12 protein-coding genes are annotated in these 16,163 nt (G+C 63.2%); 6 read left to right on the top strand and 6 right to left on the bottom strand.

Translation table 11 applies throughout. From position 1 onward, the window contains the following. Nucleotides 1-174: 174 nt before the first annotated feature. The 3 genes from AC0MRV_RS08010 to AC0MRV_RS08000 all read right to left on the bottom strand — a co-directional run bounded on the left by AC0MRV_RS08010 (nt 175) and on the right by AC0MRV_RS08000 (nt 1,493). Complete coding sequence (locus tag AC0MRV_RS08010) at nt 175-420, bottom strand: DUF6429 family protein (RefSeq protein WP_472763925.1); 246 nt, start codon at nt 418-420, stop codon at nt 175-177. An 81-nt stretch (nt 421-501) separates the two neighbouring features. Beyond that, nucleotides 502-1,002, bottom strand: a complete 501-nt coding sequence (locus tag AC0MRV_RS08005) for a hypothetical protein (protein ID WP_472763924.1) — start codon at nt 1,000-1,002, stop codon at nt 502-504. A 74-nt stretch (nt 1,003-1,076) separates the two neighbouring features. Further along, a complete protein-coding gene (locus AC0MRV_RS08000) occupies nt 1,077-1,493 on the bottom strand; it encodes a hypothetical protein (RefSeq protein WP_472763923.1) in 417 nt (138 codons plus the stop codon). A 190-nt stretch (nt 1,494-1,683) separates the two neighbouring features. Between AC0MRV_RS08000 and AC0MRV_RS07995 the strand changes: the two genes are divergently transcribed. The 4 genes from AC0MRV_RS07995 to AC0MRV_RS07980 all read left to right on the top strand — a co-directional run bounded on the left by AC0MRV_RS07995 (nt 1,684) and on the right by AC0MRV_RS07980 (nt 7,108). Continuing rightward, nucleotides 1,684-2,007 (top strand): hypothetical protein, encoded by a 324-nt coding sequence (locus AC0MRV_RS07995; RefSeq protein WP_472763922.1) that lies wholly within the window; start codon nt 1,684-1,686, stop codon nt 2,005-2,007. A 319-nt stretch (nt 2,008-2,326) separates the two neighbouring features. After that, nucleotides 2,327-3,688: an integron integrase gene (locus AC0MRV_RS07990; protein WP_472763921.1), complete on the top strand. Its 1,362-nt coding sequence runs from the start codon at nt 2,327-2,329 to the stop codon at nt 3,686-3,688. 414 nt (nt 3,689-4,102) lie between these two features. Beyond that, the gene (gene typA / locus AC0MRV_RS07985) at nt 4,103-5,932 is read left to right on the top strand and encodes a translational GTPase TypA (protein WP_472763920.1); all 1,830 of its coding nucleotides are present in this window, start codon (nt 4,103-4,105) and stop codon (nt 5,930-5,932) included. A gap of 294 nt (nt 5,933-6,226) precedes the next feature. Then, nucleotides 6,227-7,108 carry a hypothetical protein gene (locus AC0MRV_RS07980; RefSeq protein ID WP_472763919.1) on the top strand — a complete coding sequence of 294 codons (882 nt, stop codon included), beginning with the start codon at nt 6,227-6,229 and terminating at the stop codon, nt 7,106-7,108. 609 nt (nt 7,109-7,717) lie between these two features. Here AC0MRV_RS07980 and AC0MRV_RS07975 read toward each other — a convergent pair. Next, entirely contained in the window at nt 7,718-8,458 is a 741-nt protein-coding gene (locus AC0MRV_RS07975; protein ID WP_472763918.1) for a sialate O-acetylesterase, read from the bottom strand. 64 nt (nt 8,459-8,522) lie between these two features. Continuing rightward, nucleotides 8,523-10,646 (bottom strand): endo-1,4-beta-xylanase, encoded by a 2,124-nt coding sequence (locus tag AC0MRV_RS07970; protein WP_472763917.1) that lies wholly within the window; start codon nt 10,644-10,646, stop codon nt 8,523-8,525. Between the two features lie 143 nt (nt 10,647-10,789). On the opposite strand from AC0MRV_RS07970, the gene AC0MRV_RS07965 reads away from it, so the two are divergent. Together AC0MRV_RS07965 and AC0MRV_RS07960 are read left to right on the top strand one after the other, a co-directional pair. Then, nucleotides 10,790-11,644: a hypothetical protein gene (locus AC0MRV_RS07965; RefSeq protein ID WP_472763916.1), complete on the top strand. Its 855-nt coding sequence runs from the start codon at nt 10,790-10,792 to the stop codon at nt 11,642-11,644. Nucleotides 11,645-11,778: 134 nt separating this feature from the next. Further along, nucleotides 11,779-12,915, top strand: coding sequence for an EF-hand domain-containing protein (locus tag AC0MRV_RS07960; protein ID WP_472763915.1), 1,137 nt, complete (start codon nt 11,779-11,781; stop codon nt 12,913-12,915). Between the two features lie 72 nt (nt 12,916-12,987). Here AC0MRV_RS07960 and AC0MRV_RS07955 read toward each other — a convergent pair whose 3' ends face one another. Next, nucleotides 12,988-16,152, bottom strand: coding sequence for an efflux RND transporter permease subunit (locus AC0MRV_RS07955; protein WP_472763914.1), 3,165 nt, complete (start codon nt 16,150-16,152; stop codon nt 12,988-12,990). Nucleotides 16,153-16,163 lie beyond the last annotated feature (11 nt).

Raw genomic sequence — 16,163 nt, 5'->3', positions numbered from 1 at the left:
CTCCAAGCTCCTTTCGCACGACCGCCGCCCCCAAATCGGGTTCCTGATTCGTGCCCGCAACGCAAACGGTGCATATGAAACCAGCACACAACATGAGTAGCGTAATCTTCATATTTGGCGAACGATTAAAGTGAGCCGCGGCGGGCGCAGCCCGACGTTGGCTCAACTGACTGGTTAGCCCTTCTTTTCATACTTCGATTCGAAGAGCTGCTTGGCTTTCGCGAAGCCCTCATCCGTGAAGACTACGGACTTCGCTTTGCTTTGGGGATCGGAGATGTAGCCCTTCTCGCAGAGGCGATCGAGGACATCCCAATCGTGACTTTTCCACGTCCTCCAGGGATAGCCGTCGCGCTCGCGATGCGCGGTCAGGAACAACAGCGCGAGAACGTCCTCATCAATCTTTTCGGTGTCGTGTTCCATAGGCTTCGGCTAACGTTTGAGCTCAGCCGCTCAGGTCAGCAGAGCTGACCTGAGTTGGCTGCGGCGGGTGGATGGGCTCTTTCATCTTAGGAACGGAACGAACGCTACGGCAACTGCACCACCTAGACTCCAAACGTCCCACTTTTTCGGTTTCGTCCTGAAAATTCCGAGAACGAGCAAATGGAAAAACGCGGTGACTCCGATGAGCATCTGGAAAAGTCGCTCAACATACGGATACGAAGACGCATCGCTCTCGATCAGATACGGTTTGGCGAGCGAGAAAAGCAGAAGGAAGCCGGCGGTGCAGAGCTCCATACCGTGGATCGTATGATTCGAACTGTGGATCACGGGCGATGTGCCAGCAATGCGCCAAAGCCGAAAGAGTATCTCGAACTGAAGACCCGCCCAAATGATCACGGTAAACTTCCAGAAATTGGAATTCGTGATGAAATCATATCCTGCGATTCGAAGTAGCAAGAAACCGACAGCTGTGGTGACGAATCCAAGAATCGCATAACCGAAGGACCTAAATACGAGGGCCAAGGCGACCTGCCCGAGATCGATACTAGCGTCCGATTTCATATTTCCGCCCATCGTCTAAGCTGAGACAGGCCGACTTGTCGGCCTTGTCTCCGGCGGTTGGTTGGGCTCTTTCTTCATTTGGGAGGGGGGCCAACGCCGATGATCGAACGTAGCTGCTCAATGTCGAGCGGGCCAGAGGTGACTGTGAACAGATCTTCTGAGATCCCGGTCGTGGTGTCCGAAATCCCAATAACAAACTCCCTTCCTGATGCCTCGCTCAATGTCCGCAAGAAGACGGCAACCTCTTCGACGTCCGAGAACCAACCTTCTGGCTCACTTCCCGGATCAGGAAGCTCAAGATTCAGGCCCAGGTCCCAGGATGGAAGGTCGATAGACTGAGACTCCTTTTCTTCCCTCTGATTCACGACCCAAGCCGAACCTGAAATCCAGTGCCGAGACGTAACGAACTCTGACAACTGCTGCTCGATCAACGATTCGATCTGCTGCAAATCGGAACCGTCTGCATAGGCGTAGAGAATATGGCGCGGCATGATCTTCAGCCCAACGTTTGAACTCAGCCGCGAGGCGCGCCAGCGCCTCGTTGGCTGCGGCGGATGGATGGGTATTTCGTCTTCATGACCTGAGAACGATCGCGGTGGTGAGAATGCTCACGGTGACTGCAATGAGAAGAACGTAATATGCCCGGAGGGATATCGATGATAGTCGGCGAACCCATACCCGATGCCCAAACTTCTTCGATCTCGCCGCGATCAAAGCAACACAGGCCAGGACAGCTATTCGGAACGTGATGTGATGATTCAAATCCCAATCGCCCGTGAAATCTATGGTCCACAGTCCGAAATACGGAAAGGGCCAGTCTTTCGCTTCCAGAGCTGGCAGAATCAGAAGCTCATGAACGAGACGCCAAATAAGCTTCGCTACGACGTAGGCGATCCAAACGAATGCAATAGTCGGGAGCAATCGACCGAACTCTGGAGCGCGATCTTCTACTGTTTCACCCATCAGTGTTATTCTGCGGCGTTTTTGCCGCATAATTCCGAATGACCATTGTAGGTGAGACACCGGCCGAAGTGAGTTAAGGCTTTCATGGTCAGGATTATAAGGGGATTCTCGGCCGTGTCGGAGCGATGTCAGGTTCGGCAAAAAGCGGCGTTTTGGCGAGCGGGAAACTGCAATGCGGTCCGGCACCGTTGCAAAACGCCGCATAATTCCGAACGCCGACTTGGGACTTCAGTCCCAATGGGAAACGCAAGAACCTGTCGTTCAGTAAAATAACCATTTTTTGAAAGAAACTGGCGCGAATAACCGTTTCACGAAAAACGGCGTTATTTCTCCTGATCCCCCCTCTACCCCCACGCTCAAAATGAATGACGAATGGATTCAATTCCCGGACTGGAAAGCCCAGCTACAGAGCTCGAAATTTCCTCGCGACCGGCAGCGGCTTTTTCAAGCGGAGATTTTTCGCCTGCTGAAGGTGTGCAAGGCGACGCGGCGGCGGCTTTCGGTCGGGTTGATGGTTTGGTATGTGGACTCCGCCGATGCGAAGGAGGGCGCGCGGCGGGAGATCCGGCGGGAGGCGTTGCGCTGGTTTTTACGGTCGGCTCGCCAGCGAGGCGGGTGCACGCCGTCCCCGTATCCCTTCAAGCCGCCGCCCCATGGGTTGCCGTCGTTGGAGGAGGCGTGGAAGCCACGTCACGATGCACCGCCGGACCAGCCGCCGCCGCGGTCCACCGACCTCGGTGCGACCGATTGGGAGCAGGCGCTCATCAAAGCGTTGCGGGAGCGAGGGCATCTATGGACGACCGAGCGGACCTATCGGCGGTGGGCGGCTCGATTTGTGGAGTTCATCGCGCCCCGGCATCCGCGAATCGCGCGGCCTGAGGATATCGGCGCGTTCTTGAGTCGGTTGGCCGTCTACCAAGGCTTGAGCAAGTCCACGCAAAAGCAGGCGCTTTGCGCGATCGTGTTCCTGATGCGGGAGGCGTTGCACATCGAAGTGGGCGACATCCCGTTCGAGCGTTCCGACCGCTCGGGTTTCGCGCCGTCGGTGCTCAGTTGGGAAGAGTTGAGCCGGCTGTGGAAGACGCTGCCGGATCGCCCGAAGCTCATGGCGGAGCTGATGTATGGCGCGGGCGTGCGGCTGAAGGAGTTGCTACGGCTGCGGGTGAAGGACCTGGATCTCGCCCGGGGGCGGCTGAATGTGATCGCCGGCAAGGGGGACAAGGACCGAGTGACCTTGCTGCCAGACTGCCTACACGAGCGTTTGGTGGGGCAACTGGAATATGCCCGATCCTGTTATGAAGAGGATCGTGCACTGGGTGTGGCCGGAGTCTGGATGCCCGAAGGATTGGGAAGAAAGTATAAAAATGCGGGGGTGGAGTGGTCCTGGCAGTGGGTCTGGCCCGCCAAGTCGGTTTCCCAGGATCCCCAAACCGGCATCGTGCGGCGGCACCACATCTCCGACACGGCGTTTCAACGCGTCATCAAAGCCGCGGCCGAGCGAGCGAAGATCGACAAGCGGGTGACGCCGCACGTGCTGCGGCACAGTTTTGCCACGCACTTATTGGAGGGCGGGACGGACATCCGAAATGTGCAGGATTTGATGGGCCACGCGGATCTTCGCACAACGCAACGCTACCTGCACGTGATGAAGAAACCGGGGTTGGGGGTGCGGAGTCCGCTGGATCGATTGCGGGGTGAGGAGGAGCCACCGGCCAAAGGTTGAGCACGCTCCGGTTTCCCCGAACCCGGCAACAGTTGGGAGGCGTAGCTACGTCCCTGTCTAAACTGCCGCCGCTGAGTGGCAACGCAGCGCCCGCCCCCCCCTGCGCCAAGGCTCCGGCGGACGGGGAAGCGGGCCGCCTAAGGTCAAGCGGGCACATTGGCGGTTCGGCGCAGCCTGCCGACCAATTCACCACTCGCTCACGCTCGCGGCCACGGAGACGAAGCATCGCTGCCCGCGGCCCGATGCGAGGTCGGGCTCTACGAGATGGGGGTCGCTTCAACTTTCACTTCGAACTTCAACTGGAGCAGGTGGGCGCGAATGCGCCCACCTGCTCCCCTCGCCTTCCGTCTTGCTTTGCCGGAACGCGGGAGGCAGCGTGGCCGTTTTTCGCGCATCACTACGCCGTCCCCGGACATGAACCAGAACATCCGCAACATCGCCATCATTGCCCACGTCGACCACGGGAAGACCACCCTCGTCGACAACCTGCTCAAACAGGGCGGCGCCTTCCGTGCCAATCAGCACGTCGACGAACGAGCCATGGACTCCATGGACCTCGAGCGCGAAAAGGGCATCACCATCAAGGCCAAGAACACTTCGGTCCACTGGGGCGACAAGATCATCAACATCGTCGACACCCCGGGGCACGCCGACTTCGGCGGCGAGGTCGAGCGCGCGCTGCGCATGGTCGACGGCGTGCTGCTCCTCGTCGACGCCTACGATGGCCCGCAGGCCCAGACCCGCTTCGTGCTCCGCAAGGCCCTCGCCCACGGCCTCAAGGTCATCATCGTCATCAACAAGATCGACCGCGAGAACGCCAATCCCAAGGGCATGTATGAGAAGGTGCTCGAGCTCCTGCTCGAACTCGACGCCAACGAGGAGCAGTTCGACGCTCCGGTCGTTTACGGTTCCGGTCGCGATGGCTACATGGTCAAGGACCTGGCCGATGAGCACAAGGACCTCACCCCGCTCTTCAACGCCGTGCTCGAGCACGTGCCGCCGCCTTTCGCGCGCCCGAACCAGCCCTTCCACATGCTCGTCTCCAACATCGACTGGAGCGACTACGTGGGCCGTATCGCCATCGGCAAGATCCTCGGCGGCGAGATCGACGTCGGCGACACCGTCCACGTCGTGCGCCACAGCGACAAGAAGCGCATGCGCGGCAAGATCACCAAGGTGATCGAGTTCTCCGGCCTCGGCACCACCGAGACCAGCCACGCCGTCGCCGGCAACATCGTGGGCCTCTCCGGTTTTGAGGACATCGACATCGGTGACACCCTCACCGCCGATCCGGAAGGCCACGCCCTGCCCTTCACCGACATCGACCCGCCCACGCTGGAGATGCAGCTCGCCGTCAACGACGGTCCGCTCGTCGGCAAGGACGGCAAGTTCGTCACCTCCCGTCAGCTCCGTGAGCGTCTCTATCGCGAGGTGAAGACCAACATTTCCATCTCCGTCGAAGATTCGAGCACCGCCGGCGGTGCCTTCAACGTCAAGGCCCGCGGCGCCATGCAGATCGCCGTGCTCGTCGAAACCATGCGCCGCGAGGGTTACGAGCTGCTCGTTTCCCGCCCGACCGTGATCACCAAGCCGGCCGAGGACGGCTCCGTGCTCGAACCCTACGAGACCGTTTGGATCGAGGTGCCGGATGACTGCGTCGGCGCCATCATGCAGAATCTCGCCAACCGCAAGGGCCAGCTCACCAACATGGAAAAGCTCAACGCGACCACGATGGTTGAGGCGACCATCACCACCCGCGGTCTCATCGGCATGGAGGTTGATCTCGTCAACGCCACCAGCGGCCACGGTGTCATGTCCCACCTCTTCAAGGAATACGGTCCGTGGGCCGGCGAGATCGCCACCCGCCAGACCGGCACGCTCGTCGCCACCGAAGCCGGCGTCACCACCGCCTACGCGCTCGAGAGCATCCAGGAGCGCGGCAAGCTCTTCACCGGCGCCGGCGAAGAGGTTTACGAAGGCATGATCATCGGCGAAAACCCGCGCGATGAGGACATCCCGGTCAACGCCGTGAAGGCCAAGCAGCTCACCAACTTCCGCTCCCAGGGCGAGGGCAAGGGCATCCAGCTCACGCCCGCGATCAAGATGTCGCTCGAGCGCTGCATCGAATACATCGCCAACGACGAATACGTCGAGGTGACGCCGTCCTTCCTGCGCCTGCGCAAGAAGATCCTCAACAGCAACGAGCGCCGCAAAGCCGAGCGCGCCGCCAAGAGCGGCAAGTAAGCTCGTTGCGTTGCGCCCACGGTGGCCGCGGCATCCTGCCGCGGCGCGGGCGGCCGGCGAAGAGGCACGCAAACCGGATGGCCCGTGAGGCAGGGCGCCACGCGGTCGGGGACGTCCGCGTCCACCTGACTCCGGGGTGGAGCGCCGACCTCCGGACGGCGTCGCGTTGGTCCCACACACGCACCACCGGACGCAGCAGAAGCTGCGTAGTGCAATCCACACTACACTGCGTAGTATTACGGACCGATTAGCGGTTCACCTTCCACGGCGCCTAAGGCAACCTCCCCAGACCCCATGGGCGTCGAAATCGTCGAGACCGTTATCTATCTGACCAACATTCTGATCTGCGCCATCATCGCGGCGCTGATGACGGACGCCTGGCTGCGCGGCGACCATAAGAGCTCCCTGCTCTATTGGATGATCGCCGCTTGGATCATGTTCGGCGCCGACATGCTTTTTGCAGTCCGCCCGCTGTTACCTGCCTCGGTGGGTCGCACCTTGCCCACCATCCTCGTCACGGTCGGTCAGGCCACCCTGCTGATCGGCGCTCGCGTCAATGCCGGCAAATCCGAGGCCCGCGCCCTCGCCCTCGCCTTCGTCGCGCTGCACGCGGTCCTGCTGACCGGCTTCTATCTCTGGGACCCGTCGTCGCCTTGGCGCCGAATCTCGAACGGTGTGATTTGGGGCACCCTGGCCATCTTGTCCTACCAGAGCCTGCGCCAGTCCGCGCCGGTGTTCTGGCAATCCTACACCGCGCCGGCCAAGGCCTTCATGGCTCATGCCGTGTTCCACTTCGCGCGCGCCGCGTGGGTCGCGATACCCATCTCCGACGACTCCCCCGCGGTGCGAACCTTCATCGACATCGTAGGTGACCTGGAGGTCAGCTTCTTCATGGTCGCCCTCTTTGTGGGCCTGCTGATCGCGCACCTGAAGCTTCGCAACGAGCAACTCTCCTCGGCCCTCGCCGAAGTGAAGACCCTCAGTGGCCTGCTCCCCATCTGCGCCTGGTGTAAAAAAGTGCGCGACGACGACGGTTACTGGCAGCAGGTCGACCACTACTTCCGCTCGCGCAGTAAGATCCGTTTCAGTCACGGCATGTGCACCGACTGCGCGGATGATTTCCGCAAAGAAAGCGCCGAACTTACCCCACCGGTGGGACCTGCGGACAGCAGGTAAGGCGCGCAACACGCGGTCGGGGACGTCCGCGTCCACCACGGCCCCCAGGGTGGACGCCGACCTCCGGACGGCGTCGCGTTGGCACGCGTGAGCGAGCCGACCGAAACTGACCGGACCGAGAGGCAAGGCGACGCGGTCGGGGACGTCCGCGTCCACCACGGTGCCCAGGGTGGACGCCGACCTCCGGACGGCGTCGCGTTGGCACGCGTGCGCGAGCCGACCGAAACCGACCGGACCGAGCGGCAACGCAACGCGGTCGGGGACATCCGCGTCCACCTCGGCCCCCAGGGTGGACGCCGACCTCCGGACGGCGTCGCGTGGGCACGGGAGCGCGCGCCAACCGAAACCGACCGGACCGAGCGGCAACGCAACGCGGTCGGGGACATCCGCGTCCACCAGCCCAACCCGGGGTGGGCGCACCGGCCTCACCGAGGCCGGCTACAGCCCGGGGGGTGGTGAGGCAATGGCGGCGTGCCGCAAGCGGCAGCCCTTCAAGGTGACGCCTTGCCGTGTGTTCGGCCGGTGCTTGCGCCGTGCCGTCCTTGCCTGGGTGACGTCGGCCGCACGCCGCCCCGCCCCGTCGTCTTCGGCGGTTTCGGCGAAACCGCCCTACCTCGCCTCTTGCCAGGCGGCGTAGTAGCGGCGACCCAACTCGCGCAGCGCGGCGGTGTTGAAATGAATGCCGTCGGGCTTGGCGCCCAGGCCTTCCGCCGTCGCGTAGGCAATATGTGGATACGATGAGGCCAGCGCGCGGTTGGCCGCGTCGATCTGATGCTGCGGCGCGCCCCAGGCAGCGGCCGAAAACTGACCGATCTGCCCCAGCACGATTGGGACCTCCGGCGCGGCGAGAGCCGCGCGGAACCGTTGCAACAGCGCGGAGAGCCCCGCCGCGTAGTTCTCCGCCAGACCAGGGTGGGAATCGCTCTCCCCTTGATGCCAGAGGATGCCTTTCAAGGTGCCGTCCTGCAGCGCGAGTTTGGCGCGGCGGGTGGCGTCCGCCCACGGGTCACTGTGCGTCGCCGGAAAGTAGGCACCGACCGCCCAGTCGCTGAGCGCCGAGCCGCCGCAGGCCGCGGGAATCAGACCGACCTCGGCGTCCGGGTGGTCGGCGAGGTAGGCCTGGACAAAGGACTTGGCCAGCCCGGCTCCCACCAGCTCCGGCTTGTCCCAGTGGTAGGGTTCGACTGCCGGCACCCAACGGCCCTCGGCCCCGAGGACCCACACCCGGTCCAGCGGCGCATTGTCCGCCGGATCGATTTCACCGCGGCCCGCCATGTTGGACTGGCCGACCAAAAGGAAGAGGTGCAGGTCGCGCGGCGCGTCCGCGGCGCGCAGGGTCATCGAGCTCATCAGAAAGACGCAGCCAAGGAGAACGGCGAAGCCGCCGCTCAGCCGCAAACGCCTCCGGGGTTGATCATCGCACTTCATAAACTTCGATCTGCGCACGACCGGTGGCACCATTGGCGTCGACCACCTGAACCGAGTAGCGTTCCCCGGCATCGACCACGATCACCAGCGCGGCGTCCTTGCTGTCGGCGTCCAGCGCGTAGGCGCCGACCGTGTTCATCACGCCCGCCAGCGAGCTGTCCCAATCATCGTTGCTGGCGATCATCGCCGAGGCGCCTTTGAACACCGTGATCTTCGGGTCCGCGATCATGCCGGGCACGCCCAGGCCGGCCAAGGTCGGCCCCACCCCGCGGATCAACAAGCGGGCTTGACCGGTGCCGCCGACAAAGAAGCCGGCGGTGAGGATGTCGTCGCCGTCGCCGGTGCGGTTCAGCGCCGAAAGATTGGAAAGACGCGGACCGGTCGCGCTCGCGGCCGTGTCGTAGAGTTCACCGAGCACGACGCCGGCGTCGGAACCGGAGATTTCGATCGTGTTGCCGCTGGTGACCGTCGCGATGGCGGCGGCATCTTTGCTTCCGGGGGTGTAGCCAAAGGCACCGAGGGCATTGGCGGTCGAAGCGACGGTGGCGGCGTCCCAGTCCTCGTTGGCCACGACCACGTTGCCGTCCTTTTGGACGTAGAACTCGGGATCTTCCATCGCGCCTGTAACGAAGTCGGCCAGCGCCGGACCGCCCACGCGAGCCAGCACGTCCTTGCTGCCGCCGGCCATGTAGAAACCGAGGGTCAGGGTCTGCCCTGCCTCCAGCGGCGCGCGCACCGAAAGATTGGTGAGGTAGCTGTTGCTGGTGTCGGGCGGCGTGGTGTCGAACTCGACCGCGAGGGTATCGTCGGCCGAAAGATCGCGCACGAAAGTCTGCGTCTCACCGTCGTAGGTGACCGTGATGCGATGCAGGCCCTTGAAGACCGTGCCGGTGTAGGCGCCGGTCGCATCGGAGGTGCCGCTGAGATCGGTCCACCAAGTGCCTTTGACGCGGTCGACCCAGACCTGACCGCTGGGTTTGATCACCCAGTTGGCGTCGTCGCTATCGTCGATGAAGATCGCATTGTCGCGCCAGTGCAGGCTGTCGCGCAGGCCCCAGATGGTCACGCCGTCGACCGACGGGTGTTCAAATGCGCCTTCGAGCACGGCGGCGGTTACCTCCGCCTGCTGTTCGGGCGTCGCGCCCGACCATTGCTGGGTGTTGATATCGAGCTCCGTGACCTCCAGGCGCAGACCCGGCAGACCGTCGGGGTGGTTCGCGGTTGGCGCCATTGGCGCGGCGAGGATGTTCAAGCGGCGGGTGATCTGCGCCTTGGTGGTCGGCCGGTCCATGTGGGCCTGCAGACCGATGCCGTGGATGGCGCCGCCCGCATCACGGATCGCGTCGACGAAATTTTTGTAGGCAATGACGTCGGCATCGTTCTCCTGCCAGAAATTGAGGATGTTGTATTCGTTGATGTAGAGCTGCGCGTCCGGATCGACGGCGTTGGCGCGATTGAACCACTCGGCGACCTCGGCGGCCTGCTCCGCGATGAGGGTCGTGTTGGTCGAGCCCGGGACCGCCTTGTTGATGATGAAATTACGCTCGTGGAAGTGCTCATTGTAGAGGTCGAACACGTCGACGCCGGAGCCCTTGAAGATCGTGTGGTAGTCCGTCACATGATTGCGGATACGCGTCTTCACCTGATCGGCATCGGTCATCGCCTGCAGGTCGGCGGGCAGTTGATATTGCGCCCCCCAGACGGTCACGTGCCCCCGCACCCGAAAGTCCTGCTCGCTGCCAAAGGCCTTGAGCGCCATCGCATCGCTCACCGTCTGCAGCGAGGCTGCCGCCGGGCGATTCTCGACGTAGGTCCACTTCATGTAGTTCCCGAAAGTGATCGAGTTGAAGTAGGTCTGCAGCATGTCGATGCCGCGCACGTCGTAATCGGAGGTGCCTTCGTAGAGCTCGCCCGAGACGATCGCCGAGCCGAAGCGGAACGAAGGGTTCAGCATGTCGACCTGGATGCTGGCCCCCGGCAGCGGCGCGGCCGACTGATTGGTGACCTGCACCGCCAGGGTGCTTTGACGATGGGAGAGGTCCTGGGCGGAGACGGTAAGGGCACCGAACAACGCGCACAGGCCAAGAACAGGGCGGGAACAAACAAGCATCGTAGGCAGACGGGGTTAAGGGGAGGCGCCAAGCTGGCTCGGGGCACCGGGTAGAGAAACGGTGAAACCATTCTAATTAATGCGCTGAAGGCAAAAGTTCCGGGACGATTGCCCCGGACAAAAACTCCGGCACGCTCAGCACCATGCGATCGAAACTTCGTTCCCTGCTACCCGCTGTTCTGGCGGTCTCCCTTGCCTCGGCCCAATCCCCCTTCAGCGACCGACTTTTGCAGAACGAAGGCTATTGGGGGGACGGCAAAGCAGAGTTGGCCGTGTTCAGTGCCAAGGAGGAGCGCTATGGCACCGTGCGTGACACCGAGGTGCGGCACATTCTCGTGCGCGAAGACTTCGCCGCCGCGGAACAGGTGAAGGCCGACGACTGGCAGGCGCCCGGCACCTACAAGGTCATCAAACTCAACCAAGTCATCACTGTCCCGACCGGCACTTACCGCTACGATCAGGGGCATTCCGCCTTCTGGCGGGTGCGGGATGGCCAACTGATCAAATTTGCCTCCACCACCAACGACTCCTGCGGCCTCAGCTACAAGCAGGGCAACTTCACCGACGGCGCGTGGCGGTATCGAGCTTTCACCTACTGGGAAGGCATGAGCGAGGTCGACACCACCGCGAATCCACCCCGGGACGCCCTCGCCTACGACGAATTGCCCTTCAAACTGCGCACGCTCGACTGGGGCAAAACCACCCTCTTCGAAGCGCCTTTGCTGGAATCCGTCATCGATTCCAAAGCCGATGCCCTCGTGTGGGCCCCCGCCGCCTTTGCCATCCAACGCGTGCCCGACGGCTGGCGGGTGACCGTGAGCCATGCCCGCGGCACCGATCGCCTCACCTTCGACCGCGCCAGCCCCCACGCCTTGAAACGTTGGCTGCGCTGGGACGGCAGCAGCCTCGAGCGCAAGCACCTCATCCGCCTGCCTTATTGGGAACTCAACCAACCCGGCGACGAGCGCTACCTGCAACCCGGCGCGACGTATCCGTGAGCCGGCTCGTTCCCCGGCCGAGCGCGGCGCCAGCACCGATCAGACGGTCTGCTGGTCTCTAGCGATTTCCGTTCTGGATCGCGGTCCCGCGAAATTGAGCCTGACGTCGTCCACCGTGCCGGCAACCTTGAGCTATGCGCGCAGCTGTTTTTGCGATCGTCTACCTCTCAAGCCTCGGCCTCCCCAGCACGCTGACCGCATGGGAAACGGTGCTCCAGTTTCCCAACGACGAAGGGCTTTGGGGCTACCCCCGCACTTCACCTGCGGACCCATCTTCCGACGGCGGCGTCGAGGCGGGGCAAAGCAAAGTAATCTATCATTATGTGTTTGGGGCGGACATCGCGCGGAACCCCGAGCGCGCCTACCCGAACCTGGTCTGGGACACGCCGCCTTTTTTCGGAGGCTTTCTGCTCTATTCAGAGAACAACTCCAACGGCTCCTACCTCCCCAATTTCGTGCGAACGATCGGGAGCTCGGCCACGGGTCACGGTCACATTTCGCTCCCCGTAACCGAAATCATCAAAACAGGCACCTCCGGCACCCTCACCAACGCGGTAATGGGCACCTTGGTGACCCCCACCGCAATCTCCGGCGACGGTGAGTTTCGTATCCTCATCTTCGAAAAAACCTTCGACCATCCCCAAGCCAATGGCGGTCTGGCCGAATTTAGAGGCGCGGCTTTCGACGGCACCCGCTGGCTTGTCACAGCCGATGCCGCCAGCGAGGTGCCCAACGGCGGAGTGGAATCCGTGGTGGTCTCGACCCGCGCCGGTTGGCACGTCCTGGACACCTCCAACTTCACCTACGACCCGGCGGTCACGACCCCGGCGGGCCCACTCACGCAAGCGGGGGTGTGGTTCATGGCCACGGAAACGAGCGCGCCCGCCGAGGCCGGATTCCAGTTCGGAATTTCCGATGCCTACTTCACCAACCGCGTCCCCCCCACCGTTTACCAGCCGGATCAAGACGGCGACAATCAGGTCTCGTTGTCCGAACTGCTCAGCGTGATTGAACTCTACAACAGCCGTTACGGTTCGGCTCGGACCGGAAACTACGATGCCAACTTCGCGGCCGACTCGACGCGTGCGCCGACGGCGATTGCACTCTTCCCGACCTACTACGCCGCCGACACCGATCGCGATGGCGCGATCTCGCTGAGTGAACTGTTGCGGGTGATCGAAATATACAACGTCCGCGAAGGCACGACGCGGACCGGTCGTTATCAAACCAACACCACCCAAGACGACGGCGTGGCGCCCGCCTCCACCTGAACAGGGTCGCCAACGCGCCTGGTGGGCGAGGCGCTGGCGCCCGCCCGGCGGTTCCGGCGAAACCGCCCTACCTCAATCCCGCGTCCCGGCGCCGGCCAAGGACTCGTGCTTCTCCACTTCCTTCTCGATCTCCGCCGCCTGCACCAGGCCGTGGGCGCTGGATTTGCCGGTCACCTTCACGACCATCGCATCCATCATGATGTAGATCGCCGGAATGACGAAGAGCGTGAGGAAGGTCGCGATGGCCAGGCCACCGACGATCACCAGGCCCATCGGGTTGCGCGTTTCACTGCCCGGCCCGGTGGCCAGCGCGAGCGGCAAGGCACCCAGGATGGTGGAAATCGCCGTCATGAGAATCGGTCGGAAACGCAGCGTCGCCGCCTCGTGCGCGGCCTGCGCCGCGTTGCGGCCTTCGATGCGCAGCTGATTGGCGAACTCGACAATCAGAATGCCGTTCTTGGCCACGAGTCCGATCAACATGATGAGCCCGAAGCGGGAGAACAGGTTGTCGGTGAGAGGCGTTCCCCAAAAACGTGAGGCCCACAATACCGCCACGCCGCCGGTGAGCGCCAGCACCACGCCGCTGAAGATCGTAATCGGGTGAATCCACGATTCGAACTGGGCCGCGAGAATCAAAAAAGTGAATACAAGCGCCAGGCCGAAGAGCATGCGCGCGTCGGACGAGCTTTCGACAAACTCCCGGGTCTCGCCGTCCCAGGTGTAGTTGTAGCTTTCGGGCATGAGGTTGGCGGCCAGCCGCTCCAGCTCCGCCACGCCGTCGCCTTGGGTGAAGCCGTCGTTCAACTGGGCCGAGAGGGAGATCGAGCGTTGGCGGTCGAAGTGCGGATACGAGTCCGGCACGATCTCCTCGCTGGTCTCAACCAGATTGCTGAGCTGCACGAGCCGACCCTCCGTCGAGCGGAGATAGATCTTGCCGAGGTCGGACGGCGAGGTGCGATCCGAGTCCTCCACCTGCAGCATGACATCATACTCGTCGGCCCCGCGGCGGAATCGCGTGACCCGCCGGCCACCGAAGAGTGATTCGAGCGTCGTCGCGACATCGATCACCGGCACCTTGAGGTCGGCCGCCCGGGCGCGGTCGACGCGCACATTGAGCTGCGGGTTGTTGGGCTCGGGCGAGATGCGCGGGCGGTTCAGCACCTCGCTGTCACGCAGGGCGGTCGTCATCTGTGCGGCGATGTTCTGCAGCTCGTCAAACTCCGGCCCCACCAGCACCATCTGCACGCCCCCCGAGGAGCTGCGACGGCCGCCGAGCGGACGCACCGGCGCGGCGATGATCATGCCTCCGGGGTTTTCCCCAAACTTGCCGCGCAGTTCGGAAAGCACCTCCTGCGTCGACCGGCTGCGGTCCTCCCAGTTTTTGAGCATGACGAACATGAAACCGCGGTTGGCCCCGCCGCCGCCCATGCCGGTGATGCGAAACATCTTGTCGATCTCCGGCGTATTGAGGAGCACCTCCTCCGAATCGCCGGCGTAGCTGGCGGCGTATTGCGGCGTGGAGCCGAGCGGGAAGTTCATCATCACCCGAAACACGCCGCGGTCTTCGTTGGGCGTGAGCTCGCGCTGCAAGTGGCCGTAGAACCACGGTCCGGCCGCGGCGAATCCGGCGACGATGAAGAGCATCAACCACTTCACGCGCAGCACCCCGGACAGCACCCGGGAAAACGTGCGATTGATGGCCTCAAACATCGGTTCGGTGAGGCGGTAGAACAGACCGTGCTTGATCGTGCCGTCGCCGCTGTTGCGCCCGACGAGGAGGCGGGAGCACAGCATGGGCGTCAGGGTGAGCGCGATGAGACTGGAAACCGAGACCGCCACCGCCAGCGTGATGCCGAACTCGTAGAAGAGTCGGCCGGTGCGACCCGACTGAAACGCCACCGGCACGAACACCGCGATGAGGGTGAGCGTCGTCGAGATGACCGCGAAGGCCATCTGCCGGGCGCCGAAGATGGCGGCGTGAATGGGCCCCTCCCCGTTCTCAATGCGCCGGTAGATGTTCTCCAGCATCACGATCGCATCATCGACCACGAGTCCGACCGCCAGCACCAGCGCCAACATCGTGAGCAGGTTGAGGCTGAAGCCCATGGCCTGGATCACCGCAAACGAGCCCACGATCGAGACCGGGATCGCGACCAGCGGAATCATCGTCGCCCGCCAGTCGCGCAGGAAGACGAAGATCGTGAGCACGACCAGGATGCCCGCGATGTAGAGGGTGTAATACACCTCGTCGACCGAACGCTGGATGAAGATACTCGTGTCGTAGGCGACCTCCAGGTTCACGCCCTCCGGCAGGTTGCGGCGCAGCTCGGGCAACAGGGCCTTCACCTCGTCGGCCAGTTGCAGCAGGTTCGCCTGCGTCTGCTTTTGCACCTGCATGCCGACCGCGGTTCGCCCGTTAAAATAGGCCTGCACGCGATAGTCGCTGGAACCGAGCTCCACGCGACCCACGTCGGAAAACTTCACCTGCGTCTCGCCCCGCGTGGCCAACACGAGGTTCTCGTAATCGCTCACTTCGTTGAGCCGGCCCTCCAGGCGCATGCTGAACTCGCGGGTGACCGATTCGAGACGGCCGCTGGGGATGTCGACATTCTGCTGGCGCAGCGCGCGCTCGATGTCGGACACGGTCAACTGATACGCCGCGAGCCGGTCGGGGTCGACCCACAGGCGCATCGCATAACGCGGCGCCCAGGCCCGCACACGGGACACGCCCGGCACGGTTTGCAAGCGTTGCACCACCACGTTTTCGGCCAGCTCGGACAGCTCGAGCCGGGAGTGCCGATCGGAGTTCATCGAGAGCGTGAGCACCGGGTCGGCGTCGGAGTCGGCCTTCTCTACTTCGGGCGGATCCACCTCGTCGGGCAAGCGATCGACGACGCGGCCGATCTTGTCGCGCACGTCGTTGGCCGCCTCGTTGATGTCGCGGCGCAGATCGAACTCGAGGGTCACGCTGCCGCGGCCGGCGTTGGCGTTGGCGCGCATGATGCGCACGCCGTCGATGGAGGAGAGTTCCTCCTCCAACGGATCGACGATCTGGGTTTCAACGACCTCCGCCGCCGAACCGGGATAACGGGCGTCGACCGAGACGATGGGCGTCTCGATGTCCGGATATTCCCGCACCGGCAAACGCTGGAAGGCGAGACTGCCCACCAGCAGGATGAGCAGCGCGAGCACGATGCAGACGACCGGTCGCTTGATGGAGACGTCGGAGAGGAGCATGGGAAAAGCGG

Origin of the sequence: Actomonas spartinae, from assembly GCF_051209155.1 — a bacterium.
In the GTDB taxonomy this organism is placed as follows: domain Bacteria; phylum Verrucomicrobiota; class Verrucomicrobiia; order Opitutales; family Opitutaceae; genus Actomonas.
Note: the sequence above shows the minus strand (reverse complement) of the source record. Positions and strands in the feature narration are given on the sequence as shown.